We start from the raw sequence: 26,864 nt of genomic DNA, 5'->3' as shown, positions 1-26,864 counted from the left end.
GTAACTGCTCTTACTCTTTAACAGAGCCTCCAAGAATACCTGAGATAAACTGGCGCTGCAGAAGCAGGAAGAAAATCATTATCGGCAAAGTGGATAAGGTAGTACCAAGCATGATCTGTCCGTAGTCCACCCGTGATAATCCTACAAGGCTCGATAAAGCTACCGGTAAGGTATACATATCGCTGGAGCCTAACACAACTAAAGGCCACAGGAAGTTGTTCCATTGGAACATAAACAGGAAGATTGCAACTGCTGCAAGAGCAGGCCTCATCGTCGGCAGTACGACTGTGAAGAAAATCCTGAATTCCCCGGCACCGTCAACACGTGCTGCTTCCAGCAGTGAATCAGGAAGTGATCTCATATTCTGCCGCATTAAGAAGATCGCAAAAGGATATGCCAGGTTAGGCAGAATAACCGCCTGGTAAGTGTTCAGCCAGCCCAGGTCAGCCATTAGCTGGAACAACGGTATCAGTGTTACATGGTAAGGAATCATGATAGCCAGTAACAATGCAAAGAAGATCGCTTCCCGGCCTTTGAACTGATATTTTGCAAAAGCATAGCCTGCTGCCGAGCAGATAATTACACTGAAAAGGGTAAACACCAGCGTAATAATCAGGGAGTTCATCATTACACGCCAGATACCCACTGTTTCATTCAGGTTTCTCAGGTTTTCAAAGAAATGATCTCCCGGCGTCAGGTTAGGCGGTATGCTGAAGATTTGTCCGGATGGATTTGTAGCTCCAATGAACATCCAGTAGAAAGGGAAAACAGATATAAATACACCGATTAGCAATAAAGTATACAGGCCGATTTTTTTGAGTATATTAGTTGTCTTTTTCTTAGTCGTCATTCTTTATCACCTGCCACTTTCATTTGGAGCCATGACAGCACCGCAATGATGATTACAAGCACATATGCGATCGCGGAGGCATAGTTAAAGTCAAAATAACGGAAACCGTTCAAATACAGATAAAGTGAAATAGTTAATGTAGAGTTATTCGGTCCTCCGCCTGTTAAAATAAACGGCTCATCGAAGAGCTGTAATGTACCAATTGTAGAGAGTACGAAAGTAAACAGGAAAATCGGCTTCAGCTGAGGGAGTGTAATGGAAAAGAACTGGCGGATTTTTCCCGCTCCGTCAATGCTGGCCGCCTCATAAAGGTCTTTGGAAATACCTTGAAGCCCGGCAAGGAAAATAACCATATTGTAACCTGTCCATCTCCACGTAACTGCAATAATCAACGATACTTTAGCCCAGAAAGGGTCATTAAGCCATGCGATAGGATCAATTCCTACGAGGGATAAAGCATAGTTCACAATTCCATAGTTTTCGTCAAGAAGAATCATAAATACGATTGCGTATGCAACAAGTGCGGTAATCGCAGGCATAAAGAACGCTACCCGGAAGAACCCTCTCATTCTCAGGAGTGCTGAATTCATCAGAACTGCCAGCAATACTGCGAGTGTCAGCATGATCGGAACCTGAATAATCAGGATTATAAATGTATTTCCAAGAGCCTGATAGAACAATGGGTCATTAAATAATCTCCGGTAGTTATCGAGTCCTGCAAACTCAGTTACTCCTCCTGTAGTAGTCTGGAAACTTAAGATTAATGATGAAATTACGGGATACACAGTGAAAAGCAAAAACAGGATTACTGCAGGAGCAATAAATATATAAGGAGCTGTCTTAGGTGTAACAAATTTTCTCTTTTTCTTTTCTGCTTTAGCTGTTGAATTCATTTTTTACTCCTTTCTTGCTGAAACGCCAGGCAGGTTTATGCTGAACGTCTTAGCTGCCCTGCACCAGCCCTCTCTTTTAAGAGGAAGAGGCCGGGACAAAAGTATTTACAATTAAAAGAAAAAACGAATGAGAATCAGAAGAGGAGCATAGACACCGCTCCGGAAATATACTTCGCGTCCGCGGGCATGGCCTCAGCCTCCTCGGTAAAAACCAACCTGCGGGGTCTTCAGCTCATGCTATTCCCGCAGGAGTCTACGTATATTTCCTCCGCTAAATGAGTTCATCATTCGTTTTTTCAAGTTAAATACTTATTTCTGTCCCAGCCACCTGTCTGTTACAGATGTTATTCGTTAATGTCTCTGCCTGATTCGTTAGCAATTCTTTCAGCTGCTTCTCTTAAAGCGTCAGCAGGTTCTGCGTCCTGCAGTAGTGCGCTTGCCTGTGCGTCAGCGGAATATCTGAATGCACGTGCATAGTCACTTGTGTAGTTCGCAAATGGAACGTCCTCGGAGATTTCCGCGAATGTACGGAAGATAGCACTGTTGTTAAAGAACTCGCTTTCCTCATCGAACGTTTCGTGCTCGTAAGTTTCTAGAAGTGAAGGGAACATGCCGTATTCTTCAAGAGCCGCGATTTGCGGATCTGTTTCAGTTGTGAAGTACTCAACGAAAGCGTAAGCAGCATCTGGATTTTCTGTAGCTCCGATTACTGCAAGGTCAGATCCGCCAAGGTTAGCTGCACGGTTTCCGCCTTCTTCAAGTGCAGGCAGCGGGAAGATATCCCAGTTGCCTTCCTGTTCAGGTGCCTGATCCATAATTGTTCCTGCATACCATACACCAAATGGCACTGTTGCCACTCTTCCGTTTACTGTAGCCGTTACTGTTCCGTCCCAGCCGTCAACGTTGGCAATCAGGTCATTTTCACGCATTTCTTTAATCTTTTCCATTGCAAGTACTGCATCGTCGGAAGCAATGTCGATATTGCCGTCTTCATCAAAGTAGTACGTACCTTGCTGGTTCATCATCATTCGGAACTGAGCATCGTCCTGAGAAATATCAATTGGAAGCAGCTGTGCTCCTGTAGCTTCATGAATCTGTATTCCAGCTTCAATGTAGTCGTCGTATGTTTCGATATCGTCTGGATTTACTCCAGCTTCTTCAAAAATTTCTACGTTATAGAAAACTGCCGCAGGACCGAAATCCCAAGGTGCTGCGATAAAATCGCCGTCTGCATTTTTCATAGAGTTGATTTTTGCCTGTGCGAACTGGTCTTCATACTCGTCAAAACCGTATTCAGACAAGTTCAGGAATCCTTCAGGAAACTCGCTCATGTAGTTGTCGATTCTGTCTGTTTCAACTAATACTACATCAGGAAGCCCTGCTCCCCCGGCAGCTAAACCTACAGTGAGCCTGTCATATAAATCAAGGCGTCCGATATCCTGTACATTTACTTCAACATCAGGGTGGATTTCGTTAAAGCCTTCAATCGCCAGTTCCATAGAAGCTGCCGCCACGTTCCAGCCCCAGACTTCAATCTCGCCTGAAAGTTCCCCTCCGTTATTGTCTCCGTTATTATTGCCTGCTGGTGTTTCTTCTGTATTGTTATCATTTCCTCCGCAGGCTGCTAGAACAGCTAAAGATAATGTTCCGGCTAAAGCTTTTTTCCATGCTTTCATTTTATAGCCCCCTAAAAAATTATTTATTTAGTACTAGTGCTTTATAGATATCTGGCTGTCTGCCTCGACAGTTTTCTATTTATAAAGCCCGGTTCAATCAAGCAACCGTTTTCAAAAAGGAAGATTTATTTCAGCATTTTTAGCCGAGTTCGGTTATCCAGAGTGAAAACGCTGTCATACTATGATAATAATCTAACCCGATAAAACTGTCAATAAAATTTTACTTAAATTTTACTCATATTTTACTACTAAATTTTACTATTCTGTATTTCTGAGAGTACCAGCAATCCTGGTAACTTTTAAGCGGGAAAAACAAAGATATCAACACCAATTATTTATACTAAAATTTTACTAAGCTAATGAGCATAAAAAATAGACAGAGAAAGAGTTCTCTGCCTTATGATTGCCTGATTATAAGGTTTTAATTATTATAATTGTATTTAGTTCAACTGTTATTTGAAGCAAACAGATCAGCTAAAATAAGGGTTGCCGCCCCAATAACTGTCCCGTTCTCCCCCAGTCCGGACTCCACAATCTTCGTCGCCTTTACTGTTTCTGTCAGGCCCCGTAACTTTATAATTTTCCGCACAGGCTCTAATATTAAGTCTCCTGCCCGGGACACTCCGCCGCCGATAACTACTAATGGCGGGTTGATCAGATGCAGCAAATTAAGCAGTCCTATCCCGAGGAAACTCCCGGTTTTTGAGAAAGCCTCCAATGCAAGAGCATCGCCTGCTTTCGCACATTCGTAAATTGCTTTTCCATCAACTGATTCCGGGTTTTTCTCTATTCTGTCTGAAAGGATAGTTTCTCTTCCCAGCGCAATTTCTTTTAAAACATAATCCCGTAGTGCCGAACCCCCGGAAAGCGTCTGGAAACAGCCGTAATTTCCGCAAGAACACTTCGGGCCGTCCACATCAATTACCATATGCCCTATCTCTCCTGCTATATGGTCGTTGCCGCGATAAATATGATTATTAAGAATAATGCCAGCGCCGATGCCCATCCCTACATTAATACAGACGAGGTTTTCCGTGTCTTTCCCCTGCCCGAACCATCTTTCTCCAAGAGCCAGAGTTTTCGCATCATTTTCTGCTTTCACCGGAAGGAGAAACTCCCCTTCCAGCTCCTCCTTCACCGCTACATTTTTCAGGTTCCAGGACGGGGCGTATAAAGATACACCTTGCTCAGAATCTACCATTCCATGCATACCTACCCCTATTCCAATCAGCCTTTCTTTATCTGCACCTGATTGGGTAATCAGCCTGTGTATACTTTTCTTCAACGTTTCCAGAAGCTTTTCTTCAGTTACGGGAACAGGCATTTTAGCAACAGTTTTATAAAGGATATTCGCGTTTAAATCTGTTAGTACGACCCGGATTTTATTTACTCCAATATCCACGCCAATAACATTTCTGCTCGGCCAGTTTACAGTCAGCATTATCGGACGCCTTCCGCCCTTGGAAACTCCTGTATCACTTTCTTTAATAAGCCCGGTTTTCAGCAGTTCTCCAACTATATTTGTTACCGTGGGAGGGGTCAGTTTTGTCGTTTTTGCAATGTCCGCTCTTGATATAGGGCCTTCTGAACGAATTGTGTTCAGAATAAGAGCGCGGTTCATTGATTTCATCAGCTGAAAACTGCCTGTCAACTCAGATCCCATCAGTCAGCCCCTCCTCTGTCATTTGATCTCCCCAGCTGCTTAGCCGCCGACGGCGTTCGCAGCGAAAATATTTTATAATGTTTGAGCGAAGGAAAGGAAAGCTTCCCGTCCTGCTTCATCCCTTTTATATACACCGGCATGCTCAAGAATTTCAGAAAAAACAAGGCCTGTTTCTTCCTTTAATATCCTTAGGCAGTCATTTTTATCTTTAAAAGTATGTTTCTCCATAATGCTGAGTGCCCATTCGGCATGTTTTTCTATTCTGTCATCGGATTTAATATTTTCTTCAGGATGGCTGCCGGTCATCGCCTCAGCAAGCAGCTCCAGTTCTTCCTTAAGTCTGCCTGGAAGGACTGCCAGCCCCATCACTTCGATCAGACCGATATTTTCCTTTTTAATGTGATGAACTTCCTTGTGCGGGTGAAAAATCCCATCGGGGTGCTCTTCATTTGTACGGTTATTCCTCAGTACAAGATCAAGCTCATACAGATTGTCCCTCTTACGGGCGATCGGCGTAATCGTATTATGAGGAGTTTCCCCTGAAAAAGCGTAGATGCCGGCAGTTTCATCAGAGTATCCGCTCCATTTCCGGAAAATATAGTCTGCCGCTTCCGCCAGGTCTCCCGCCTGCTCTCCCTGCAGCCGGATCACTGACATTGGCCACTTTACAATTCCGGCTCGGATATGAGGAAAATCATTTAGTTCAAATGTAGTCTCATACTCCGCTTTCGCCATCGGGAAATCATGGTTTCCTCCCTGGAAATGGTCATGGCTTAAAATAGAACCCCCAACGATTGGCAAGTCTGCATTCGATCCCAGAAAATAATGCGGGAACTGCTTCACAAAACTAAGCAGTCTGTCAAAAGTTTTTTTGGTGATTTTCATTGGCTCATGCTCTTCCTTTAGCAGGATCGCATGCTCGTTATAGTAAACATATGGGGAAAACTGCAGATGCCAGTTTTCTCCTGCAAGTGAGACAGGCAACGTCCTGAGATTCTGCCGGGCAGGGTGGTTCAGCCTGCCAGTATAGCCGACATTTTCTTTACACAAAAGGCATTTTGGATATGATGCTTGTTTGGCAAGTTTAGCCGCAGCAATTTCTTTTGGATCTTTTTCAGGTTTTGATAAATTAATTGTAATTTCCAGTTTTCCGTACTCTGTATCAGTAAACCAGCTTTCATTTTTTGCAACTCTGTCTGTACGGATGTAGTGAACATCCTTGCTGAATTGATAAAAATCCTTAGTTGCTGCTTCTATTCCGTTCTTGTCCGCTTTATCTTGAAAATTCCTGAGCACCTCAGACGGCCGGCCGGCAAGACAGCCCATCAGTTCTGTATCCAGGAGGTCCCGATGTGTAATGGTATTTTCTTCCATCCTTCCATTTCCCGAAGCCCAGTCAAGAATCTCCTTTAATATGCGTACAGGAGTTTCCTCGGTTTCTTCAGGAGCAGAAGCCTGTTCATAGTCCTCCAGTTCCAGGACGCGCAAAATCTGGTTCCGTACATAATCCTTATCTATTTCATGAAACAGGTTTTTTTGAAGACCGTACTGCATCAGCCTTTCAATGGATGTATAGATGCTCACTTTTGCCACTTCCTTTTCTGCTTTTTATCTCTTCAGCCCTTTATAGCCTCCTGGCCTTTTCTGATGCCAGTTCCAGGCACTTTCAATAATGGCTTCCAGAGATGGATAGTTCGGTTTCCAGCCTAACTCCTCCTGAGCTTTTTCTGAAGATGCCACAAGTTTTGCAGGGTCCCCTGCTCGTCGCGGTGCTGTTTCTGCCGGAATTTCATGCCCGGTTACTTTTCTCGCTGTATCAATAACTTCTTTCACACTGAAGCCGCTTCCGTTTCCAAGGTTAAATACATTACTGCCAGCGCCGCTCCTTAGTTTTTCCAGAGCAAGCAGGTGGGCGTCAATTAAATCATTCACATGGATGTAATCCCTGATGCACGTTCCGTCCGGTGTATCATAATCGTCACCGAAAATCATGATTTTTTCCCGCTGCCCCATTGCAACCTGAAGCACGATTGGAATGAGGTGGGTTTCCGGTGTGTGGTCTTCGCCAATCTCCCCGTTCACATGTGCTCCGGCAACATTGAAGTAACGCAGGGAGATAGAACGGATACCGTAAGCCTCTTCGCACCATTTAAGCATTTTTTCTATTGCGAGCTTTGTTTCACCATATGGATTTGTAGGAATTGTCGGATCCGTCTCCATTATCGGGATATTGACAGGCTCTCCGTAAGTCGCCGCTGTGGAAGAAAACACGATTACCTTAACGTCGTGGTCTCTCATCACTTCAAGGAGACACATTGCTCCGTAAACATTATTGTTGTAATATTGCAACGGTTCTTCCATACTTACACCTACGAGAGAATCCGCCGCGAAATGGATAACAGCGTTTATTTCATTTTCTTCAAAAACTCTGTTCAGAAACTCCTTATCCCGTAAGTCCCCGTCGTACAGCTTTGCCCCATTAAGTACCGCTTCTTTGTGGCCCATCTGTAAATTATCGACAACAACAACTTCTTCCCCTTTATTTAACAGCTCTGCAACGGCATGGCTGCCAATGTACCCTGCTCCCCCGCATACTAGTACCGCCATTTCACATTACCCCTTTCTGGTTTGTCAGTCTGTGATTTCATGGGCTCCTTCCCCACTCTCCGCAACATAAAATTCTGCCTGAATGCCTGTCGCCTTTTCATATTTTTCGCCGATTCTTTCAAGCACTTCTTTAAGGTTATCCTTATGGACAAGATTAACGGTACATCCGCCAAAACCGGCCCCTGTCATTCTTGCTCCGATTACTGTTTCTTCGTCCCATGCTGCTTCCACTAAAGAATCAAGTTCTTTTCCGGTCACCTCGTAGTCGTCCCTTAAAGAGATGTGAGACTCATTCATAAGCTGGCCGAACCCTACAAGGTCACCTTCTTTCAGAAGCTTTGCAGCATGAATAGTTCTTTCATTTTCATAAATGGCATGTTTCGCCCGTTTCCTCACTGTGTCGTCTTTAATTAAATGCTTGTCCTGCTCGAACGTTTCTGCATCCAGCTCGCACAGGGCTGATATGGAATGTTTCTCCTGCAGCCCGGCCAATGCCTGTTCACACTCGCTCCGCCGTTCATTATATTTGGAATCTGCAAGTCCCCTGCGTTTATTTGTATTAGCTATAACGAGAACATGGCCACCAAGCTTCAAAGGACTGTATTTATACTCAAGTGTTTCACAGTTAAGAAGAATGGCATTGTCTTTTTTTCCAAGACCGATGGAAAACTGGTCCATGATCCCGCAGTTCACCCCGATAAATTCGTTCTCCGCCCTTTGGCACCATTGAACGAGTGTTACCGGATCCGCTTTGAATTCGTTAAGTTCGTTCCAGAGGAAAGCGGTCACGACTTCAATGGAAGCAGATGAAGAAAGGCCGGCTCCATTTGGAATATTTCCGTAAAATACAGCGTCAAACCCTGTCTCTCCTGCATAACCCTTTTCAGCAAATACTGCAAGGACACCTTTTGGATAGTTGGCCCAGTCATCTTCTTTTTTGTATACAAGCTCATCCAGTGTGAACTCAATGACTCCCTTATCAGGGAAGTTTACCGAATATAACCTCACCTTATTGTCATGCCGCGGCACGGTGAGCGCGTATGTTCCAAGGCTCAATGCCGCCGGTAGTACGTATCCGCCGTTATAATCAATATGCTCACCAATCAGATTGACTCTTCCAGGGGCAAAAAACAAACGTGCGTTTTCCTCCGCCTCAGAGCCTGCTCCGAAAACAGATGTATATTCTTTTTGCAGTTTCTCTTTCATCAGACTCATCCTTTATATAAAGTAATTTCTTCCAACACAGGTAGTATGCCAGTAATTCCGGGTATCAAAACCGGTAATTAATTTATTTAATTAATAAAGTGTGCGGGTATCCATTAATGAGACACCTCTACAGTTGCTATTATATCGAAAAAATACGGTTCGGTAAACTAACTTTATTAAATTAATTAATTAATTAATCACGTGAGCGGACTCCTCCCCTGAAAACCAATACTAAAAGAGCAAGCGCTAAGTCAGCGCTTGCTATGTGTATTATACTTCTTCAAGACACTTTCCTATGACCCTCAATGTTTCCAGAGTCAGCCGGTGATAATGCTCCAGCGAGCGTCCTTTTGTAACGGCCTCTGTGAGAGCTTCTGTTTCGAGCCGGTAAGTGTCCCCGTCCAGTTTTTCCGTGCGTGTATCCCCTGTCTCCATATCCTTAATAATGATTGTTCCCACGCCTGGCTTATCGGGCCTGTATGCATCTGTCACGGTAACACTGCCTTTCGTTCCAATGACAATATACTCGTTGCGGAACTGCTGCTCGAAGCTTGAATCTATTTGTGCAAGTATGCCATTCTCCATTTTTAAAGAAACGACAGTACTTGTATCCACCTGCAGCTCTTCATGTACTACGGAGACAGCTTTTATTTCAGCAGGCGTGCTGGCGGACAGATCAAGAACAGAATGGATACCGTAGCAGCCTACATCAAACAGACTTCCGCCGCCTTTTTCTTTATCAAGGCGGATGTTAGACTTCCCAAGGTCCAGCGGAAAGGAAAATCCTGCTTTTATTAATTTAACGTCCCCTATTTCACCTGACTGGATAATATCTTTAACCTGGAGATGCTGGGGATGAAACTGGTACATGAATGCCTCTAAAAACTGCACGTTATTATCTTTGCATATTTGCAGCATTTCCTCTGCGTCTGCTGCGTTAAGTGCCGCTGGTTTCTCGCACAGCACATGCTTGCCATGTTTTGCTGCTTCAATCGTCCATTTTTTATGTAGATGGTTCGGTACGGAAATATAGACTGCTTCCACGTCTGGATCTTTCAGGAGCTCTGTATAATCGGTGTAAACTTTTTTAATTTGAAACTTTTCCGCGAACTCTTTTCCTTTCCCGCTTCCGCTCGCAACAGCTGTTATTTCTGTGTTTTCCGCACGGATAAGTGCAGGAACAACCGCTTTTTCAGCAATACCTGAAGCCCCAAGAATTCCCCATTTCATTTGCCATTCCTCCTAATAAGTGTGGATTGTACTTTTTCATCCCGAGAGATTCCTCTGCAGGAAAACAGAAGACACCAGCCTATCGGTGTCTTCTTTCATTTTAGCCTTTTCATTCGACTGGTGGCAAACCTGACAATAGGCGGGTCAGTCTTAGCCGAGAATAAAGTTGAAGGTGGATAAAAGTTGTTTTAACCTGGCACCGGGGTTCCTGGAACCAAAGTGCCATGTTAAATGAGCGGGTAAACGTGAGATTTCGAGAGTATATGGTAGCTGCTCTAAGCGGCACCGGTTTCAGCTCGAAAAAAAGCCTGAAAGAAGACTCCCCCTTTCAGACTCATTTTAAAACTTCAGTTCATACACTTTTCTTGGCCGACCTGCATTGCCAGGCTGTTCCATGCCGCTGACCTTTGCTATGCCGAGCCTTTCCATTTCTGTAAGAATCCGCCTTGCGTTTCGTTCCGTACGTTTAAGCCAGCTGGCAACTTCTTTTACAGTTACAACATTTGTATTATAGTGGAAGGCCAGTGACTCTATTTTGCTGACAATCGTCGGGCTAATCTGAGCATCTTTAAATTTTTCTTCCCACTCAGCCCCCCAGTTACGCGGCTGAAAGGATATTGCTGAATTTACTTCTGCCTCGGTAAACTGTTTTACCTCTTTTTCCTCATTAACGCTGACAAGGACGGCTTCTTTCTGCTCTTCCGCATAATGAAGTGCCAGACGGAGGTTCCGTTCCGCGTCTACTGCCGTAATACCATACCCGATTCCGACTCTTACCTTCAATTTACTTTTCAGATGAATCTCCGAAAGCTTTTTAAAAAGGGACTTATCATTAAAGTGGGAGTCGATTTCTCCTCTTGTCGTATATATGAAGAACAAGCCATCGCCAATCTGAACGAATGATCCCTGAACCTTCTCGGCAAAATCAAGGAGCATATGTTTCAAATCCAGAGATTGCCGCTTCATTTCATAAGAATAGTACTGGCCTTCCTCACTTGCATTTGTATGGATGACCTCAAACCCGTGAATTGCAATCTGAGACTGGCGGTACCTCGCTGACTCGCCCCGCTCTTTCAAATAACGAAGGACAAGTTTTATAGCAAGCTGAGAAGGAATAATCCGGTAACATGGAATTTCCCGTTCCTGGAGTGTCATATAAACTTCTTTAAGGCACGTAAACGCTACCTCACATTTTCCTTCCTTAAAGTTCTTTTCATGAAAGGCAATGATTTCTTCCGGAGGCCTGTAGTCATCATATGAAAAAATTTGAAAGTTAAAGTCGTCCAGGGAGTGGGCTTTACTTATAAAGGCCACTTCCGATTTTTTAATTGTATCCAGGCTTATGTTTTTCACCTGATTTCCCTTAGCCATCAGCATTTCTATGAGCGCTCCAAGGAGGCTGGAACCGTACAATGGGGGATAACTTACTTCAAGACCCTTTAATATTCCTTGTGATTTTGCAAAAAAATAAGGAGCCTGCCCTGAAAAAAACCATTGATCAATCCGGTGCCTGTTTTTACGGACAATCTCAGCCGCTTCCTTTGTGTGCTCGTATGGAAATGAAATAATCTCCAGAGATTCATAATCTTCGAAGCTCTTTGAGACATCCAGAATTCGTTCTGTCGAATCTGTCGGGCCAACCACCCCAATCCTGATCCTCACTTTAACTTCCTCCTCCTGATGTTGAAAAACATATTTATGTATGTTTGAATGGTTTAATTTTGAAAAATAGTTCCATTAATAATTACGGTTTAATATTCTAAGGCGGCTGACTGCAGTTTACTTACAGTAACGCCTACTATAAAAATAACATACTCTGCAACTTAAGTCCTGCAGGTTAATTAATTGTGAGCAGGTGTGCGGTGCTCGTTTTTAATCTGTCTGGCATGTGAAACTGTCTGGCATTACCTTTCTCTTCAGATTTACTGAGGTTCGGGTATTCAAGAAATCTCCGTGCAGCTTCTCTGATTTTTTATAACGATAAATACATCGTTAACCACACAGAAAAAGAGAGACGCTGTCTCCCTTTCCTTACTCAGCTTCATTTTTTATATAAGCAGTTAAAATGTTTGTCCCCATTTCCAGGTCCTCCAGCGAGGCATGCTCTTCCGGATGGTGGCTGAGCCCGTCCCTGCATGGAATGAACACTAGTCCCGCTGGCCATTTTTTTGCCATATTCATCACATCGTGGCCAGCACCGCTGATCATTTCGTGGGATCGGTAGCCTTCCTGTTCCCCTAATTGTGCCAGTAATTCCATCAGATTTTTATCCAGGGTGACTGAAGGATTGTTTACGAGTTCTTCCACTTCGATGCTCACAGTATAATCTTTTTCCACACTCACAACTTTATCAGAGATCAATCTCGCCATATTTTCCTTCAGTGAATCGTTAACACTGCGGATATCGATGCCGAGCTCCACAATCCCCGGTATCACATTCATAGCATTCGGCATAGCATTTATCGTACTCACCGTGGCAACAAGGCGGTCTTCTGACTCCCGGGACAGCCTTGCTCCTTCTTCAGCAACAAAGGATATAATAGGTGCTGCCGCCGTAAGAGCATCCTGCCTCATCCCCATGGGCGTTGTTCCTGTGTGGCCCATCTTCCCGTTAATCGTCAGCTTCAGTCTGATGGGGCAAGCTACCGCTGATACTGCTCCGAACTGGGCACCTGCGTTTTCGATAACTGTGCCTTGCTCAATATGGAGCTCTGCAAAGCTTTTAATCTCATCAGTTTCACGCTCAGCTTGCCCGATTGCGCACCAGTCAAGCCCGGTGCTTTCCACAGCTTCTTTTATCGTTACTCCGTTTTCATCCGCGATAATTGCCAGCTGATCTGGGTCGAGAATTCCAGCCATCGCTTTACTTCCAATTGTTGAAACTCCAAATCGGGAAGATTCTTCGGAGGCAAAACAAATGACCTCTACAGGGTATGCTGGTTTATAGCCTTCATCTTTGAGCTTTTTCACCGCTCCGAGGGCACAAAGTACACCAGCAACTCCATCGTATCCGCCTCCGTGCTTAACTGTATCAACGTGGGAGCCTAAGGTAACTGCAGGCAGGCCGCTTGCTTGCGGGCCCTCTTCCCAGCGAGAGATTACGTTTCCTGCCTCATCAGTTCGTACAGTTAACCCCAGCTCTCTTGAAACCTTCTTAAAAACTTCCATTGATTTCATCTCGTCTTCGCTGTAGCCAAGCCGGGTAAAACCATCTTTTTGGATCATCGAATCTGTTAAATTTAGTTTTTTTAACGTTTTCTCCAGCCATTCTTTCATATGCTTTCATCCTTTATAAGATTTCTACTATCTGTGAAGCGAAACCGCGGTATTATTTGATAGGGTTTGGTTTTGTTTCGAGAATTAACAAGTTGATTTCGAGAATTGGGTCCCTTGGTTCGAGAATGGAAGTGCTGTTTTCGAGAATTGGGTTCGGGTTCGAGAATAAACACACTGATTTCGAGAATGGGGTCTCCTGTTTCGCGAATTGAACCTCTACTTTCGCAGGTTAGCATCCCGTTTTCTCAGGTTAGCACCCTGTTTTCTCAGGCTAGCACCTTATTTTCGCAAATTGAAACCTTCTTTTCGCAGGTTGAAACTCACTTCGCATATTGGCACCCTGTTTTCGCAGATGGAAATCTTCTTTTCGCAGGTTGGCATCCCTATATCACAAGTTAATGCCACAACTTCGCAACCACAGCCCGATTCGTTATATAAAACGCCACCCAATATTCCAAAACAAACACATTATTTTTCCAGATACCTCATCAGCATCCTGGCATATGTCTCCACGCCTGCTGCCAGTACACCTTCGTCAAAATCAAATTCAGGGTGATGGTGCCCTGCTGGAAGTGGCGTTCCGAAGAGCATGTATGTCGCCTTTCCGCCGTTTTCCTGGACCCTTTTCATCATATAGGTGGCATCCTCAGAGCCCCCTAGCGACAATCTCGGAATCACCCGGCTGATGCGTGCGCTTCCTTCCACAGCCCGCTCAACCTCATCAACAAACCACTCATCACTCTCTGCACCGATCCCTTGCCCCACAACTTCGATTTCTGATTCCACATTATGCATTGCTGCGGCAGCTTCAATCACCCGCTTTGCTTCCTGAGCCATATACTCATTCAGCTCCGTTGTTTCTCCGCGGGTTTCCAGTTCCAGCTTTCCAAGGTCGGAAATAATGTTTCTTCCGCTGCCAGCTTCAATCCGGCCAACATTAATCCTTGTTGCCCCTCCTGAATGGCGGGAAATCCCGTGCAAATGAACAGCTGCAGATGTTGCTGCCAGAAGGGCGTTATTTCCATCCTGAGGAGCTACTCCTGCATGGGCGGATTTTCCGCGAAAAACAACGTTTATTTTGCTCGTTGCCAGAAATCCGTCTGTTCCGGCTGCAATGGCACCAACTTCCATGGAAGTAATCCCTATATGGCCCGACAGGAAGTAATCCACATCGTCAAGCCAGCCTTTTTCCACCATGGAAACAGCTCCTCTGCTCCCTTCTTCTGCAGGCTGAAAAATAAGCGTAATTTTTCCCTTCAGATCGTTCTTCACCTCGGAAATAAACCGGGCAAGTCCAACACCTATCGTTGTATGGCCGTCATGGGCGCAGGCGTGCATCCTGCCATCCCACTTTGAAGAAAATCCTTCCTTAGCCGGGAGATGGCTGTCAATAACTGCCTCTTTTATCGGCAGAGCATCTATATCGAAACGAAAGGCCAGGTGCGGGCCCTCAACTCCTGAATCATAACAGGCAACCAGCCCTGTATGCCCCCCGCTCATTTTTACGACATACTCCTGTGGCACACCGAGGGAACGAGCACGTTCCTCTGCCTCGGCAAGCTCTTCAGGCTCAGGCACTCCCATCCGAGCTTCTGAAACAAGTACATCCTGGCCAACTGCCAATGTAAAACCGAGCACTTCCAGTTCACTGGCTATCCGCCATGTTGTGTAGTACTCCGTCCAGCCAGTTTCCGGATGCTTGTGCAAGTCCCTCCTCAAACTATCAAGAAATTCCTTTTGTCCGGCTATAAAACTATTAATCTGATCATTCATTTTTACCTGCTCCCTTAAACAGAGCATTTACAGCCACCTGGGCCATCATCTCAGTGCCGTAAACAATTGCCCGCTCATCAATTTTAAACTGCGGGTCATGGAGCGGCTTTTGTTTTTCCACTCCAGGAAGGGCTGTACCGAGCCAGAAATAAGCTCCAGGATATTTCAAAAGGAACCGGCTGAAATCTTCTCCTCCAAGGACAGGGTTCACTTCGGGAGCCGCACTGTCCCCATACATTTCCTTCGCAGTATCCGTCACATGTTCCGCCCATTCTGCATGGTTCACCGTAGCCGGGTATCCGTCGTAATACTCAATGCTTGCGGAAGCCTCCATAGATTCAGCAACTCCATTAACGATTGTATGGAACCGTCTTTTCACCATTTCCTTCGTCTCCGGTTTATAGGTTCTGATCGTTCCTTCAATCGTCACTTTGCTGGCGATGACGTTGTACCTGCTTCCTCCGTCTATGCGGCCAACTGTCAGGACCGCAGAGTCGACCGGATCCACATTTCTGCTGACGATTGTCTGAAGACTGGAGATCACATTGTTGGCAACTATAATTGCGTCAACAGTCTGGTGAGGCATACTCGCATGGCCTCCGGCACCATTAATAACTATTTTAAATCTGTCAGATGCCCCCATGATCGGTCCTGGAACACAGCCAATCTGCCCAACCGGAAGATCAGGCCATACATGCTGGGCAAAAATCATGTCTGGTTTGTGTTCATCAAAGACACCGTCCTCCATCATCGGCTGAGCGCCGCCTATTGGGGTGATTTCTTCCGATGGCTGAAAAACAAGAAGCACTTTACCTGGCAGCTCATCCTTCATGCTGTTAAGAATTTTTCCTGTTCCAAGAAGCATCGCCGTGTGAGCATCATGCCCGCAAGCATGCATTTTTCCCGGCACTTTGGAAATATACGGGTGGTCATTTTCTTCATGGATTGGAAGAGCATCCATATCGGCCCGGAGCGCTACAGTGGGTCCTGGCCTGCCTCCTTCAATAACACCAAGCACTCCATGCTCTGCATAGCCGGTTTTATAGGGAATTCCATACTCGGTAAGTTTTTCCTGAACTTTTTTAGACGTTTCCGCTTCCTCGCCGCTAAGCTCTGGGTTTTGGTGAAAGTGCCTCCGAATGGAAACTACTTCGTCAAAATGTTTTTCTCCCTGTCCTTTTACAGTTGGCTTATTCATGATGTATCCCTCCATCGAATTTGTATGTATAGTTCATTAATTATTAGTTCCTTTGAAAAATTGAAACTATTTTGCTTGTTGGAAAGAGCTTTTTCTCCTTCCGACAGAATGAATATTATATATATACTTTGTATAAAAAAGGACGAACGTTTCTTTTCGATTGCAGCGTAAGACGGCGACTCTGGCGGGAAAAGCATGAAAAGCTGAAAATCCATTTTTGACGGCGTTTTGCCGGAAAAAATTAGTTGAAGCCGTGCCCGCAGAACGCGTCCGTCTGAAGCGTAAATCGAACTACAAAGTACATTTTAAGATAAAATTCATTTTAAAGTTGAGAATCTTGAATAATGAAATTGATTCGACAGAAAAAATTTTATAAGTAAACCCAAAGGGAGCCAAGTTTTTCACCTGCTCCCTTCAGCATAACATCCATTCGCCACTTCAAGTGGTTTACTGGTTAATATACATTTCCACACCTGGGCCGATCGGGAGTCCAAGCAGCGTCCAGGCGATAAAGATAACGATCCAGAAGCCAAGGAAGAACAACGCGTAAGGAAGCATCATTGCGAACAATGTTCCGAACCCGGCTTTTTTATCATAGTCACGCATGAATGCGAGCACCACTAACATATACGGGTTCAGCGGTGTAATGATGTTTGTTGCTGAATCCCCAAGACGGTATGCCAGCTGGACATATGCCGGGTTGTAATCAAGCAGCATAAACATCGGAATAAAAATTGGTGCCATAAGCGCCCACTGGGCGGAGCCGCTGAAGATAAACAAGTTCAGTACAGCTGTCAGCAAAGTAAAGCCGACAATCACGTAGATTCCTGTTAAGTTAGCATTCTGTAAAAATTCCGCGCTGTTTACCGCAATCCAGATTCCTAGGTTACTCCAGTTAAAGTAAGCAATAAACTGTGCAGCTGCAAATATGAGGACGATATACGCAGACATATCCTTCATTGCTTCCGCCATATAGTTTGGAATATCTTTCGTCCCTTTAATTTTTCCAACAGTCATACCATAAGCGATAGCAACAGAGATGAAGAAGAATAAGATGATCGGGATTATACCGTTCAGAAACGGTGATGGAACAATTCCACCGTCCTCACCGCGGAGAGGAGCATTTTCCGGAAGAAGCACAAGCAAAATGAGTCCGATGTATATAAGGCCTGTAATTAATGCGTTGCGAAGTCCGCGATTTTCCTCATCTGTAACTTTTTCAAGACGCTTCTCCGCGTCACCTTCATACTTGCCAAGCTTCGGTTCAATAATTTTTTCCGTTACGAACGCACCTACGATCATAAGCATAACCACGGAGAAAATCATGAAGAACCAGTTATCTACCGGAGTAACAATCATATTAGGGTCAATTGTCTGAGCAACCTCTGTAGATATTCCGGAAAGCAATGCGTCTGTTCCGGCAATAAAGATGTTTGCTGTAAAACCTGCTCCGGCACCGGCAAATCCGGCTGCAAGACCTGCCAGGGGGTGTCTCCCAAGCCCGTAGAATACCATCGCTGCCAGTGGCGGTACAATGATAAATGCTGCATCTGAAGCAAGGTTTCCGATTACACCTGCGAAAAGAACAGCATATGTAACTAACGCAGGAGGAGCATTAATGATCGACTTTCTCATGAACGCCTGAATCAGCCCTACCTTCTGAGCAAGCCCGATACCGAGCATCATTACAAGTACAAGGCCAAGCGGTGCAAAGCCTGTAAAATTATCAAGCATGGAGTCAATAATATAGCGAAGACCTTCTCCTGATAATAAGCTGCGGATAGCCATTTCTTCCTGGGTGCCAGGATGGACAACACTTACGCCAAAAACGCTTACAATCGCTGAAACAACAATAACTGTCAGAGCAAGATACACGAACAGGATAAACGGATGGGGAAGTTTATTACCGACCTTTTCAACTCCGTCCAGAAAACGCATAAATAAGCCTTTCTTCTCTGTTCCCTCGTGCTGTAAATTTGGTTCTGTCATACAAACACCTTCCTTCTGATATGTAGTGGAATGGAGTAATTAAGGAAGATTCCTGAATAAATGATAAGAGCTGTCTGGAAGGACCATACAGAACCGGAAGCGTGCGGCGGCTGTCTTGCCCGCCTCCTTTCTTTCCTGGGTTTCTTAGTCGCTTTTTGAACTCCGACCATTTAAGGAATGTTTCCTTAATTATTCCGTATTTTTACACTATCACAGATTTTTTTATTTGTCTGCAAAAAATTTTCAGGTGCAACCCAGATAAACTCTTAAACTCTTATTTCTTCTATGTTTTTCTATTCTGAAAAAAATAAAATTTTCCCCGAAAAGGAAAACGCTTACACTTGTCGAAGTCCTTGAGTAGCACTAGCCTGGGAAAAAGCAGATTCTAAGGTTCCATCCTCCCGCAGGTAATTTCATGTTGCAATTAATAGTATTCAAACCCTATAATGTCTCTTATACAAAGACAAAGGTACACAATAAATGGACATAAAGGGTGAGGAAAAATGAAGGATGTAATTTCTGTAGGGCTTTTAGGTTTAGGAACTGTTGGAAGCGGAGTCGTTCATCTTATAGACAATCACCAGGATAAATTGAAACACCAGGTTGGCTGCAATGTTAAAATTACAAAAATCCTTGTCAGCCAGCTAGAGAAAAAACGTGATGTGCAGACCAATGGATCAAGGCTTACGATAAACCCGGACGACATACTCGAAGACTCAGAAATCGATGTTGTCATTGAAGTCATGGGAGGAATAGAATCTGCGCGGGAACATGTGTTAAAGGCGCTCAGAAATCATAAGCATGTAGTAACCGCCAACAAAGACCTGATGGCGTTACACGGAAAAGAGCTCCTCCAGGCAGCTGCCGAAAATGGCTGCGATCTTTTCTACGAAGCAAGCGTTGCCGCCGGAATTCCAATTTTAAGAAGTCTTACGGAAGGTCTTTCCTCTGACAGAATCACTAAAATGATGGGTATAGTTAATGGGACAACCAATTACATACTCACTAAGATGAGCCAGGAAGGCCGGGGATATGATGAAGTGCTGAAAGAAGCACAGGAACTCGGTTTCGCGGAAGCAGACCCAACATCGGATGTAGAAGGCCTTGATGCAGCCAGAAAAATTGCAATTTTAGGAACACTCGGTTTTTCCATGCACATTGATCTGGATGACGTGTCCGTATCCGGAATTTCATCCGTTACAGCAGAAGACCTGGAATATTGCAGACAGCTCGGATACACGATGAAACTCGTTGGCATTGCCAGCCGCACTGAGGATAAAGCAGAAGTAAGCGTAGAACCGGTGCTTCTCCCGGATGCTCATCCTCTGGCCTCAGTTCACAATGAATTCAACGCTATCTACGTGTACGGCGAGGCTGTTGGTGAAACGATGTTTTACGGGCCCGGGGCCGGGAAACTTCCTACTGCTACAGCTGTTGTTTCCGACCTTGTGGAAGTGCTGAAAAATATGCGCCTTGATGTTAACGGAAACAGTGCTGTTATTCCCCAGTTTGTCAAAAAACTGAAAACAGAAGATGAAGTTTTTGCAAAGTATTTTCTGCGCATTCACGCTAAAGACAAACCTGGCACATTTGCCGCATTAACTACATTATTTTCCGAGCTGGAAATAAGCCTGGAAAAAATCCTGCAGCTCCCTTTGAAAAACAGCGGGCTGGCAGAAATAATTATTGTCACCCATAAAGCTGCAAAGAGTGATTATAAAAATGTCCTCCGCCAGCTGGACCTTCTGGAGGAAGTCGTGGATGTAAAAAGCAGCTACCGGGTAGAAGGAGATGAGCGCTAGTGATATGGAACGGATTACTAAAAGGGTATAAAGAATATTTACCGGTTAATGAGGAAACTCCCCTTCTAACTTTGCAGGAAGGAAACACTCCCCTCATCCCCCTTGAACGCCTGTCTGAAAAATGGGGAGTAGAAATATACGCAAAATACGAAGGCGCCAATCCTACTGGCTCATTCAAAGACAGAGGGATGGTAATGGCTGTTGCAAAAGCAAAAGAAGAAGGTGCGGAAGGAGTAATGTGCGCGTCAACAGGCAATACTTCTGCCTCCGCCGCTGCATACGCTGCCCGGGCCGGCCTTCGCTGTATCATCATCATCCCGGAAGGAAAAATCGCCATGGGAAAGCTTGCCCAGGCGATCGTTTACGGAGCAGAAGTATACGCGATTGAAGGAAATTTTGATGATGCATTAAAAATGGTTCGGAAGTTTTGCGAAGATTCCCCTGTGGCACTAGTAAACTCTGTAAACCCGTTCCGGATTGAAGGACAGAAAACAGCCGCCTTTGAAGTGGTGGACCAGCTCGGAGGAACCGCTCCTGATATACTGGCCATTCCCGTGGGCAACGCCGGGAATATAACCGCCTACTGGAAGGGCTTCACCGAATACCATGAAGCTCAAGGTTCCGGATTGCCTCAAATGAGAGGGTTTGAAGCGGAAGGTTCCGCTGCCATTGTTAAAGGAGAAGTAATCGAGTCCCCTGAAACACTCGCTACTGCTATCCGTATCGGTAATCCTGCCAGCTGGAGTCAGGCAGAGAATGCGGCAGATCAATCAGGGGGAAAAATTGATTTCGTCACTGACCAGGAAATACTCGAAGCTTATCAGCTCCTCGCCCGGGAAGAAGGAATATTTGCAGAGCCTGCTTCCTGTGCCTCCATTGCTGGCATCAAAAAGCAGCTTGCCAGCGGGGAAATTAATAAAGGAGCAAAAATTGCAGCAGTTTTAACAGGTAACGGACTGAAAGATCCTGACTGCGCTATCGATCATGCCCTTGTAAAACCTTTTAAACTGCCAAACGATGAATCTGTTGTTTTCAGAGAAATACTGGGGAGAAGCGGAAGTGCAAAACAATGAAGTTCACCATTACCGTCCCCGCCAGCACAGCAAATATGGGACCAGGCTTCGACTCCGTAGGCATGGCATTGAACCGGTATATAAAAATTCAGGTCTCCCCTGCCAGCGAATGGTCGATAACTTTCAGTTCGAGGGAAAATCTCGATGGGCTGCCAGCCAATAAAGATAATCTAATTTACCAGACAGCTGCTTCTGTCGCCTCTGACTATGGGCGCACTCTTCCCCCATGTGAGCTCATCATTAAAAGTGAAATTCCATTATCACGGGGAATGGGGAGCAGTGCCGCAGCAATCGTTGCTGGAATCGAGCTTGCAAATGTCCTTCTTGATTTAAAACTGGATGCTGGGGAAAAATTAAGACGGGCCTCTGTTACAGAAGGGCATCCGGACAATGTAGCCGCATCTTTATATGGAGGGCTCGTAATTGGGAGCCACCGGGCAGATGCAACTGATGTTATTTCCGGGGGAGTCCCTGAGGTAGATATAGTTGCCGTCATTCCTCCATATGAATTGATGACGAAAGATTCCCGGAACAGTCTGCCGGAGCAGTTTACATTTCCGGAAGCGGTAGCTGCAAGCAGCATCAGCAATGTCCTTGTTGCTGCTTTGCTGCAAAACAACTGGCCTCTTGCAGGAAAAATGATGGGAAATGACCTTTTTCATCAGAACTATCGTAAACGCCTTGTTCCGGAACTTGATCAAATATCGGCAGTTGTGGAGGGAAAGGATGTGTACGGCGTTTCCCTCAGCGGAGCAGGACCGACAGTTTTGTGCTTTGCTCCCGTTGGCAGCGGACAGGTAGTTTTAGATACTCTCCAGGAGGCAGGGGCCTTCTCCGGACACGAGGTAGTACTGTTAAAGGTTTCTGAAGAAGGGGTTCAAGTGGAGTATGAATAAAGTAAGTTGTTGGCTCTATAGCAGCAGATCAGATCCCTTTCCATATAGAAGTTTTAAGCACAGCTTTAGATGAAGCTGTGCTTTTTACTTCAGGTAACGAACCTCCCCCTTTCATTACCTCAGCTCGGACCATTCGCTCACTCAGGTAACGAATCCCCTTTTTTCGTTACAACCAGGCTCTTTATATTATCCCTTTCAACTAACCAAAACCGTATAATATAAGCATCAGCTTAGAAGGCATAAAATATATAAAGAGTTAAATCAGCCCGCTCACTTTTCAACAGATGAATTATCACTTACTATATTTAGTAAGAACTATTTTTAAAAGGATGTAACGAGTTAGGAGACAAATGATGACTTCTTCAAAAAATACAAGTCCTGTTTCTGGACGATTCACAAAAATTCTTATCATCACAGCTGTAGATGCTGAAAAAGAAAGCTTACTTAAAGGACTTAATAATGACAGCCGATTTACTGTAGAAGCCGGCGGAGCAGGCCCTGTCGCTGCAGGGGTATCTGCTGCGTGCTTCCTGGCAAAAGATACATACGATCTTGTTATAAACGCAGGAATCGGCGGTGGTTTTACCGGACAGGCAGAGATCGGTTCCATCGTAGCAGCCGACCAGATTATTGCTGCAGATTTTGGCGCTGAATCCCAGGAAGGTTTTCTCCCTGTGGAAGAATTAGGTTTTGGATGTTCCAGACTCACCGTGAATAAACATCTTGCCGAGACAATAACTGAAGCTTTTATTAAAGCAGGACTTCCTGCTCGCACAGGCCCTGTCCTCACTGTTTCAACTGCAACCGGTACGGCCGAAACTGCAGAAGAGCTCCAGAAACGTGTACCAGGAGTGGCAGCGGAAGCAATGGAAGGCTTCGGCGTTGCCTGGGCAGCACATAAGAATGCAGTTTCTTTCATGGAGATCAGAGCAATATCAAATGAGGTTGGCCCACGGGATAAAGGGTCCTGGAAAATAAAAGAAGCATTAGATTCATTAACTGAAGCAGCAAGAATATTGAAGGAGGAACTATAAATGAAAATCATTTTCTCGCCATGCCCAAATGATACTTTTATTTTTCACGCATTAGTGCACGGTCTTGTGCCTGGAGCTCCAGAGCTTGATGTTACTTATGCAGATATTGATGTTACAAATAATCTAGCCGAAGCCAATGGCAGAGCAGATATAATGAAAATTTCTTACGCCGCCCTACCATGGATCCATAAAGACTACGCACTTATTCCTTGTGGAGGAGCACTCGGGCGCGGATGCGGCCCCCTCGTATTAAGCAATGACTCTGCCGCGGAACCTTCTTCCTTGTCAGGAAAAACAGTAGCTGTACCAAGTGAGCGGTCCACTGCCTATTTACTTTTCAGATTATGGGCTGCCCAGAAGATTCCTGGCGGAGCAGGAAAAATTATCGTTATGCCATTTAATGAAATTATGCCTGCTGTAAGAGACGGGAAAGTTGATGCAGGGCTTGTTATCCATGAAGCTCGTTTTACATATGAAGCATACGGCTTAACGATGCTGACTGACCTTGGTGACTGGTGGGAAGAAGATACAGGCCTGCCAATCCCTCTCGGAGCGATCATTGCAAAAAAATCTCTAGACTTAAAAGCAGTCGAAAGCTGGATCAGGCAGTCTGTTCAGTACGCCTGGAACAATCCGGAAGCTTCAAAAGATTATGTGATGGAACATGCGCAGGAAATGTCCCGCGACGTGGCGAAAGCCCATATTGATTTATATGTAAATGAGTTTTCTGAAGACCTTGGAAAAGACGGCTATGCAGCTGTAACTTCCCTGCTTAACCGTGCTGCAGACGAAGGACTCGTTTCGAAGATCGACTTCTCTTCTCTTCTGCTGCAAAAATAAGGAGAGCCTGACGGTTCGTCCATTCACAAAACTCAATAAAACTTTCCATAGAAATGAGGGTAAAGTTATGAAAATTGACGCAACAGATAAGAAAATATTAGAACTGCTCATGGAAAACGGAAGGATGTCGTACGTAGATATAGGAAAAGAACTTAATTTATCCCGGGTATCAATCAGGGATCGGATTAACCAGCTTTCTGAAAATGGAGTTATAGAAAAATTCACGGTAGTCATTAATTCCGAAAAGGTAGGCAGAAGCGTTTCTGCTTTCTTTGAAGTTGACTGTGAGCCAAGTTCCCTTGTACAGGTGGCAGAAACCCTTGCAAACAACCCTAAAGTGGCAAGTTGCTACCAGATGACCGGGCCAAGCACCCTGCATATGCACGTACTTGTGGAAGATTTTATTTCCCTGGAGCATTTTATAAACGAAGAGCTGTACGCTCTTGAAGGTATTACCCGGGTTGAAAGCCACATCCTGCTCCGCAGATTTAAAAGCCGTACCGGGTTAAAACTATAGTAATAAAGCATGCGGTTAAGCACCGCATGCTTTTTTCATTTAGACGGTTAAAAACGAATATTGCTTTTAGAACTATGTTGATTGTAGTTAAAAACGCGAGACGCCTTCAGGAATAGCATTAGCCGAAGATCCCCTCGAAAGCACTTTTTGCTTTTGAGGTAGCTGAGGCAATGCCCGAGGTAAAGAAAACACTGCGAAATCAAACGGAGTGAAGATTAAGCAGATGTTGCGCTTATGCCTGTGGTGCAAGCGAGCGTCTTTTAACGGAAATAACAACAAGATTTACAAAGCCTTTCATTTATTATGAAAAATAGGCGCTCCATTTTGCTGTTAAAAAGCAAAATAAAGGGCAATTTATTAAAGTACAGGTTTTGATCTACGTGGAAAGAGGTGTGTTTATGGCAGAGAAAGATTATGTTACCGTACAGGATGACCAGGGCAATGAAAAAGTTTTTCAGGTGGATGCCTTATTCGACATGGAAGGCGAGTCATACGCAATGCTCACTTCCGGGGAAGAGACAATGGTAATGAAAGTAGAAGATGAAAACGGCAGTCAGTCTCTCGTTTCCGCAACAGACGAAGAAATAGAAAACCTCATGGATGCATATAACATTGCTATTGACGCGGATATTGATGAGCCAGAAAATTTTCAGGGTTAAATTAATAAACACATTCTGAGAGGGTTGTGCAGAGGCATCCTCTCTTTTTTCTGCCTTTTTTGTCCTTAGGTATCTCGTTTAATTTATCTTTCAGCGGGAAAAAGAATTCCCATATCAGTTAACCAAGTGAGCGGTTCTGTTGCAGAACATCTGTTAACCGCTGAGATGCATGGAAGAAAAACATCGAGGAGGTATTTGATGAAAAATGGCCCTGCTGGGGAAACTAACAGCGTATCGCATAGCGATACGGAATTTAAGCCCTTGCCCAATCTTACAGGAAGAAAAAATTTTATAACCGGACTATTACGCTGCATTTTTTACTCATCGATTGCAGTAATGATTTTCTTCATTCCTTTTTCCATTAACGGAACAACGGAAATACTTTTTGGTTATATTTACAACTTTTTTATTGATATTACAGGGCTTGCCAGTGTTTGGGCAATTGCTGTACTTACATCTCTTAACGCTGCGGCCAGTATATATGGAAAATATATCGCCCCGGAGAATTCCCGGGCAGGCCGGTATTATAAGGACGATACAATCATTCACATAATTATATACCTTGCAGGCGCAGTTTTTGCTGTTTTTTACAGCCTGCATGTAAGCTTTGCCGGATTTGCTGGTCCTGCACCTGTTGTTGGCGAAGACACAGGGGAAGTAATGTCAGGTATCGCTTTACAGGTCCTATGGATTATACCGCTTGGTGCTGTATTTATCCCGCTTATTTTAAGATATGGAGGAATTGATTTTGTCGGTACATTGCTCGAACCGCTTATGAGACCAGTCTTTAAGGTGCCGGGAAAAAGTGCCGTTGACGGTATCGCTTCCTTTGTAAGTTCTTCCTCCGTAGCAGTAATCATTACGAATAACCTGTATAAAAACAATACGTATACAAAAAGAGAAGCAGCTGCGATAGCAACGAGCTTTAGTGCTGTGAGCATTGGTTTTGCAGCGGTGGTTATCTCTACTGCAGGTTTGATGGATCGCTTTCTCACTGTCTATTTCTCCTCTTTCTTTATCGCTTTTCTCGTATCGGCGATTATGGTAAGAATACCTCCTATTGCAAAGAAACCGGACAAATATTATGACGGGGCTGTCCAGACAAAGAAAGAGAGAAAGCAGGAAGCAAAATTTGAGCGAATATTGTTTAAAAAGGCAGTAAAAAGAGCAGCTGAAAGCGGCTATAACGCCGGCAGCATCTTCAGAGAATCAGGAAGGAGCCTTCTTGAAGGTCTTGCTGTGCTTCCGAAGGTGCTTTGTATGTTGACAGGGATTGGCGTTACTTGTTTGATAATCGCTGAGTATACACCAGTATTTACCTGGATCGGAATGCTTTTTGTCCCGCTCCTGCAGTTATTCGCTGTTCCGAATGCTGCAGAAATTTCCCCGGCAATAACTGTCGGAATAGCGGAAATGTTTCTTCCAGTATTAATGATTGCCGACCAGGTTGGAACGATTGAACCGGCAGCTGCATACTTTATCGCCGCCTTATCAATGGTGCAGATCATATTCTTTTCTGAAACCGGGGCAGTTATGCTCTCTACAAAAATCCCTGTAAAAGTGAAAGATCTGATAATCATCTTCTTCCTGCGCACTCTGATCGCGATTCCGATTGTCGCATTATTTATGCACCTGTTGTTTTAACTTACATTCAAATAACTTACCAGGCGGGGTTTATCCCG

Annotated in this window: 22 protein-coding genes; 8 read left to right on the top strand and 14 right to left on the bottom strand. The window is 44.6% G+C overall.

Translation table 11 applies throughout. The annotated features are described in order from the left end of the window. Nucleotides 1–10: 10 nt before the first annotated feature. From BK582_RS08245 to BK582_RS27630, 14 genes are all read right to left on the bottom strand, one after another. Entirely contained in the window at nucleotides 11–850 is an 840-nt protein-coding gene (locus tag BK582_RS08245) for a carbohydrate ABC transporter permease (RefSeq protein ID WP_078594151.1), read from the bottom strand. Next, entirely contained in the window at nucleotides 847–1,743 is an 897-nt protein-coding gene (locus tag BK582_RS08240; protein ID WP_078594149.1) for a carbohydrate ABC transporter permease, read from the bottom strand. Before BK582_RS08240 ends, BK582_RS08245 begins: the two co-directional genes overlap by 4 nt. A gap of 344 nt (nucleotides 1,744–2,087) precedes the next feature. Further along, entirely contained in the window at nucleotides 2,088–3,419 is a 1,332-nt protein-coding gene (locus tag BK582_RS08235) for an ABC transporter substrate-binding protein (protein WP_078594147.1), read from the bottom strand. A gap of 445 nt (nucleotides 3,420–3,864) precedes the next feature. Beyond that, nucleotides 3,865–5,082: an ROK family transcriptional regulator gene (locus tag BK582_RS08230; protein ID WP_078594145.1), complete on the bottom strand. Its 1,218-nt coding sequence runs from the start codon at nucleotides 5,080–5,082 to the stop codon at nucleotides 3,865–3,867. A gap of 72 nt (nucleotides 5,083–5,154) precedes the next feature. Further along, complete coding sequence (galT, locus tag BK582_RS08225; protein ID WP_078594143.1) at nucleotides 5,155–6,666, bottom strand: UDP-glucose--hexose-1-phosphate uridylyltransferase; 1,512 nt, start codon at nucleotides 6,664–6,666, stop codon at nucleotides 5,155–5,157. A gap of 24 nt (nucleotides 6,667–6,690) precedes the next feature. Further along, entirely contained in the window at nucleotides 6,691–7,689 is a 999-nt protein-coding gene (gene galE, locus BK582_RS08220; protein ID WP_078594141.1) for a UDP-glucose 4-epimerase GalE, read from the bottom strand. Nucleotides 7,690–7,713: 24 nt separating this feature from the next. Beyond that, nucleotides 7,714–8,895 carry a galactokinase gene (locus tag BK582_RS08215; RefSeq protein ID WP_078594139.1) on the bottom strand — a complete coding sequence of 394 codons (1,182 nt, stop codon included), beginning with the start codon at nucleotides 8,893–8,895 and terminating at the stop codon, nucleotides 7,714–7,716. Nucleotides 8,896–9,165: 270 nt separating this feature from the next. After that, on the bottom strand, nucleotides 9,166–10,125 hold the full coding sequence (locus BK582_RS08210; protein WP_078594137.1) for a Gfo/Idh/MocA family protein: 960 nt from the start codon (nucleotides 10,123–10,125) through the stop codon (nucleotides 9,166–9,168). 339 nt (nucleotides 10,126–10,464) lie between these two features. Continuing rightward, nucleotides 10,465–11,787, bottom strand: coding sequence for a hypothetical protein (locus tag BK582_RS08205; RefSeq protein ID WP_078594135.1), 1,323 nt, complete (start codon nucleotides 11,785–11,787; stop codon nucleotides 10,465–10,467). 369 nt (nucleotides 11,788–12,156) lie between these two features. Continuing rightward, on the bottom strand, nucleotides 12,157–13,401 hold the full coding sequence (locus BK582_RS08200; RefSeq protein WP_078594133.1) for a M20 family metallo-hydrolase: 1,245 nt from the start codon (nucleotides 13,399–13,401) through the stop codon (nucleotides 12,157–12,159). A gap of 468 nt (nucleotides 13,402–13,869) precedes the next feature. Then, entirely contained in the window at nucleotides 13,870–15,174 is a 1,305-nt protein-coding gene (locus tag BK582_RS08195) for an amidohydrolase (protein ID WP_078597897.1), read from the bottom strand. After that, nucleotides 15,167–16,372, bottom strand: a complete 1,206-nt coding sequence (locus BK582_RS08190; RefSeq protein WP_078594131.1) for a M20 metallopeptidase family protein — start codon at nucleotides 16,370–16,372, stop codon at nucleotides 15,167–15,169. Before BK582_RS08190 ends, BK582_RS08195 begins: the two co-directional genes overlap by 8 nt. A gap of 447 nt (nucleotides 16,373–16,819) precedes the next feature. Continuing rightward, entirely contained in the window at nucleotides 16,820–18,361 is a 1,542-nt protein-coding gene (locus BK582_RS08185) for an AbgT family transporter (RefSeq protein ID WP_078594129.1), read from the bottom strand. After that, on the bottom strand, nucleotides 18,358–18,531 hold the full coding sequence (locus BK582_RS27630; protein ID WP_218190712.1) for a hypothetical protein: 174 nt from the start codon (nucleotides 18,529–18,531) through the stop codon (nucleotides 18,358–18,360). Before BK582_RS27630 ends, BK582_RS08185 begins: the two co-directional genes overlap by 4 nt. Nucleotides 18,532–18,864: 333 nt before the next feature. Here BK582_RS27630 and BK582_RS08180 point away from each other — a divergent pair, with 333 nt between their 5' ends. From BK582_RS08180 to BK582_RS08145, 8 genes are all read left to right on the top strand, one after another. Further along, complete coding sequence (locus BK582_RS08180; protein ID WP_078594128.1) at nucleotides 18,865–20,163, top strand: homoserine dehydrogenase; 1,299 nt, start codon at nucleotides 18,865–18,867, stop codon at nucleotides 20,161–20,163. After that, on the top strand, nucleotides 20,163–21,236 hold the full coding sequence (gene thrC, locus BK582_RS08175; protein WP_078594126.1) for a threonine synthase: 1,074 nt from the start codon (nucleotides 20,163–20,165) through the stop codon (nucleotides 21,234–21,236). Before BK582_RS08180 ends, thrC begins: the two co-directional genes overlap by 1 nt. Next, the gene (gene thrB, locus BK582_RS08170; RefSeq protein ID WP_078594124.1) at nucleotides 21,233–22,132 is read left to right on the top strand and encodes a homoserine kinase; all 900 of its coding nucleotides are present in this window, start codon (nucleotides 21,233–21,235) and stop codon (nucleotides 22,130–22,132) included. Before thrC ends, thrB begins: the two co-directional genes overlap by 4 nt. Before the next feature lie 353 nt (nucleotides 22,133–22,485). After that, nucleotides 22,486–23,166: a futalosine hydrolase gene (locus BK582_RS08165; protein ID WP_078594122.1), complete on the top strand. Its 681-nt coding sequence runs from the start codon at nucleotides 22,486–22,488 to the stop codon at nucleotides 23,164–23,166. Further along, nucleotides 23,167–24,006, top strand: coding sequence for a 1,4-dihydroxy-6-naphtoate synthase (locus BK582_RS08160; RefSeq protein ID WP_078594120.1), 840 nt, complete (start codon nucleotides 23,167–23,169; stop codon nucleotides 24,004–24,006). Nucleotides 24,007–24,073: 67 nt separating this feature from the next. After that, nucleotides 24,074–24,523 (top strand): Lrp/AsnC family transcriptional regulator, encoded by a 450-nt coding sequence (locus BK582_RS08155; RefSeq protein ID WP_078594118.1) that lies wholly within the window; start codon nucleotides 24,074–24,076, stop codon nucleotides 24,521–24,523. 398 nt (nucleotides 24,524–24,921) lie between these two features. Next, nucleotides 24,922–25,182: a DUF1292 domain-containing protein gene (locus tag BK582_RS08150; RefSeq protein ID WP_078594116.1), complete on the top strand. Its 261-nt coding sequence runs from the start codon at nucleotides 24,922–24,924 to the stop codon at nucleotides 25,180–25,182. A gap of 198 nt (nucleotides 25,183–25,380) precedes the next feature. After that, nucleotides 25,381–26,826, top strand: a complete 1,446-nt coding sequence (locus tag BK582_RS08145) for a YjiH family protein (protein WP_078594115.1) — start codon at nucleotides 25,381–25,383, stop codon at nucleotides 26,824–26,826. Nucleotides 26,827–26,864: the final 38 nt, after the last annotated feature.

The sequence above is a fragment of the Evansella clarkii genome (genome assembly GCF_002019695.1).
Taxonomy (GTDB): domain Bacteria; phylum Bacillota; class Bacilli; order Bacillales; family Salisediminibacteriaceae; genus Evansella; species Evansella clarkii.
Note: the sequence above shows the minus strand (reverse complement) of the source record. Positions and strands in the feature narration are given on the sequence as shown.

What these genes read in the sequence shown, in the direction of transcription:
- BK582_RS08180 (WP_078594128.1), top strand. Translation starts at nt 18,865, where the DNA reads ATGAAGGATGTAATTTCTGTAGGGCTTTTAGGTTTAGGAACTGTTGGA.
- BK582_RS08145 (WP_078594115.1), top strand. Translation starts at nt 25,381, where the DNA reads ATGAAAAATGGCCCTGCTGGGGAAACTAACAGCGTATCGCATAGCGAT.
- BK582_RS08235 (WP_078594147.1), bottom strand. Translation starts at nt 3,419, where the DNA reads ATGAAAGCATGGAAAAAAGCTTTAGCCGGAACATTATCTTTAGCTGTT.
- BK582_RS08200 (WP_078594133.1), bottom strand. Translation starts at nt 13,401, where the DNA reads ATGAAAGAATGGCTGGAGAAAACGTTAAAAAAACTAAATTTAACAGAT.
- BK582_RS08195 (WP_078597897.1), bottom strand. Translation starts at nt 15,174, where the DNA reads ATGAATGATCAGATTAATAGTTTTATAGCCGGACAAAAGGAATTTCTT.
- thrB (WP_078594124.1), top strand. Translation starts at nt 21,233, where the DNA reads ATGAAGTTCACCATTACCGTCCCCGCCAGCACAGCAAATATGGGACCA.
- BK582_RS08210 (WP_078594137.1), bottom strand. Translation starts at nt 10,125, where the DNA reads ATGAAATGGGGAATTCTTGGGGCTTCAGGTATTGCTGAAAAAGCGGTT.
- BK582_RS27630 (WP_218190712.1), bottom strand. Translation starts at nt 18,531, where the DNA reads ATGGTCGGAGTTCAAAAAGCGACTAAGAAACCCAGGAAAGAAAGGAGG.
- BK582_RS08185 (WP_078594129.1), bottom strand. Translation starts at nt 18,361, where the DNA reads ATGACAGAACCAAATTTACAGCACGAGGGAACAGAGAAGAAAGGCTTA.
- BK582_RS08160 (WP_078594120.1), top strand. Translation starts at nt 23,167, where the DNA reads ATGAAAATCATTTTCTCGCCATGCCCAAATGATACTTTTATTTTTCAC.
- BK582_RS08230 (WP_078594145.1), bottom strand. Translation starts at nt 5,082, where the DNA reads ATGGGATCTGAGTTGACAGGCAGTTTTCAGCTGATGAAATCAATGAAC.
- galE (WP_078594141.1), bottom strand. Translation starts at nt 7,689, where the DNA reads ATGGCGGTACTAGTATGCGGGGGAGCAGGGTACATTGGCAGCCATGCC.
- BK582_RS08190 (WP_078594131.1), bottom strand. Translation starts at nt 16,372, where the DNA reads ATGAATAAGCCAACTGTAAAAGGACAGGGAGAAAAACATTTTGACGAA.
- BK582_RS08245 (WP_078594151.1), bottom strand. Translation starts at nt 850, where the DNA reads ATGACGACTAAGAAAAAGACAACTAATATACTCAAAAAAATCGGCCTG.
- BK582_RS08240 (WP_078594149.1), bottom strand. Translation starts at nt 1,743, where the DNA reads ATGAATTCAACAGCTAAAGCAGAAAAGAAAAAGAGAAAATTTGTTACA.
- BK582_RS08165 (WP_078594122.1), top strand. Translation starts at nt 22,486, where the DNA reads ATGACTTCTTCAAAAAATACAAGTCCTGTTTCTGGACGATTCACAAAA.
- BK582_RS08150 (WP_078594116.1), top strand. Translation starts at nt 24,922, where the DNA reads ATGGCAGAGAAAGATTATGTTACCGTACAGGATGACCAGGGCAATGAA.
- BK582_RS08155 (WP_078594118.1), top strand. Translation starts at nt 24,074, where the DNA reads ATGAAAATTGACGCAACAGATAAGAAAATATTAGAACTGCTCATGGAA.
- BK582_RS08215 (WP_078594139.1), bottom strand. Translation starts at nt 8,895, where the DNA reads ATGAAAGAGAAACTGCAAAAAGAATATACATCTGTTTTCGGAGCAGGC.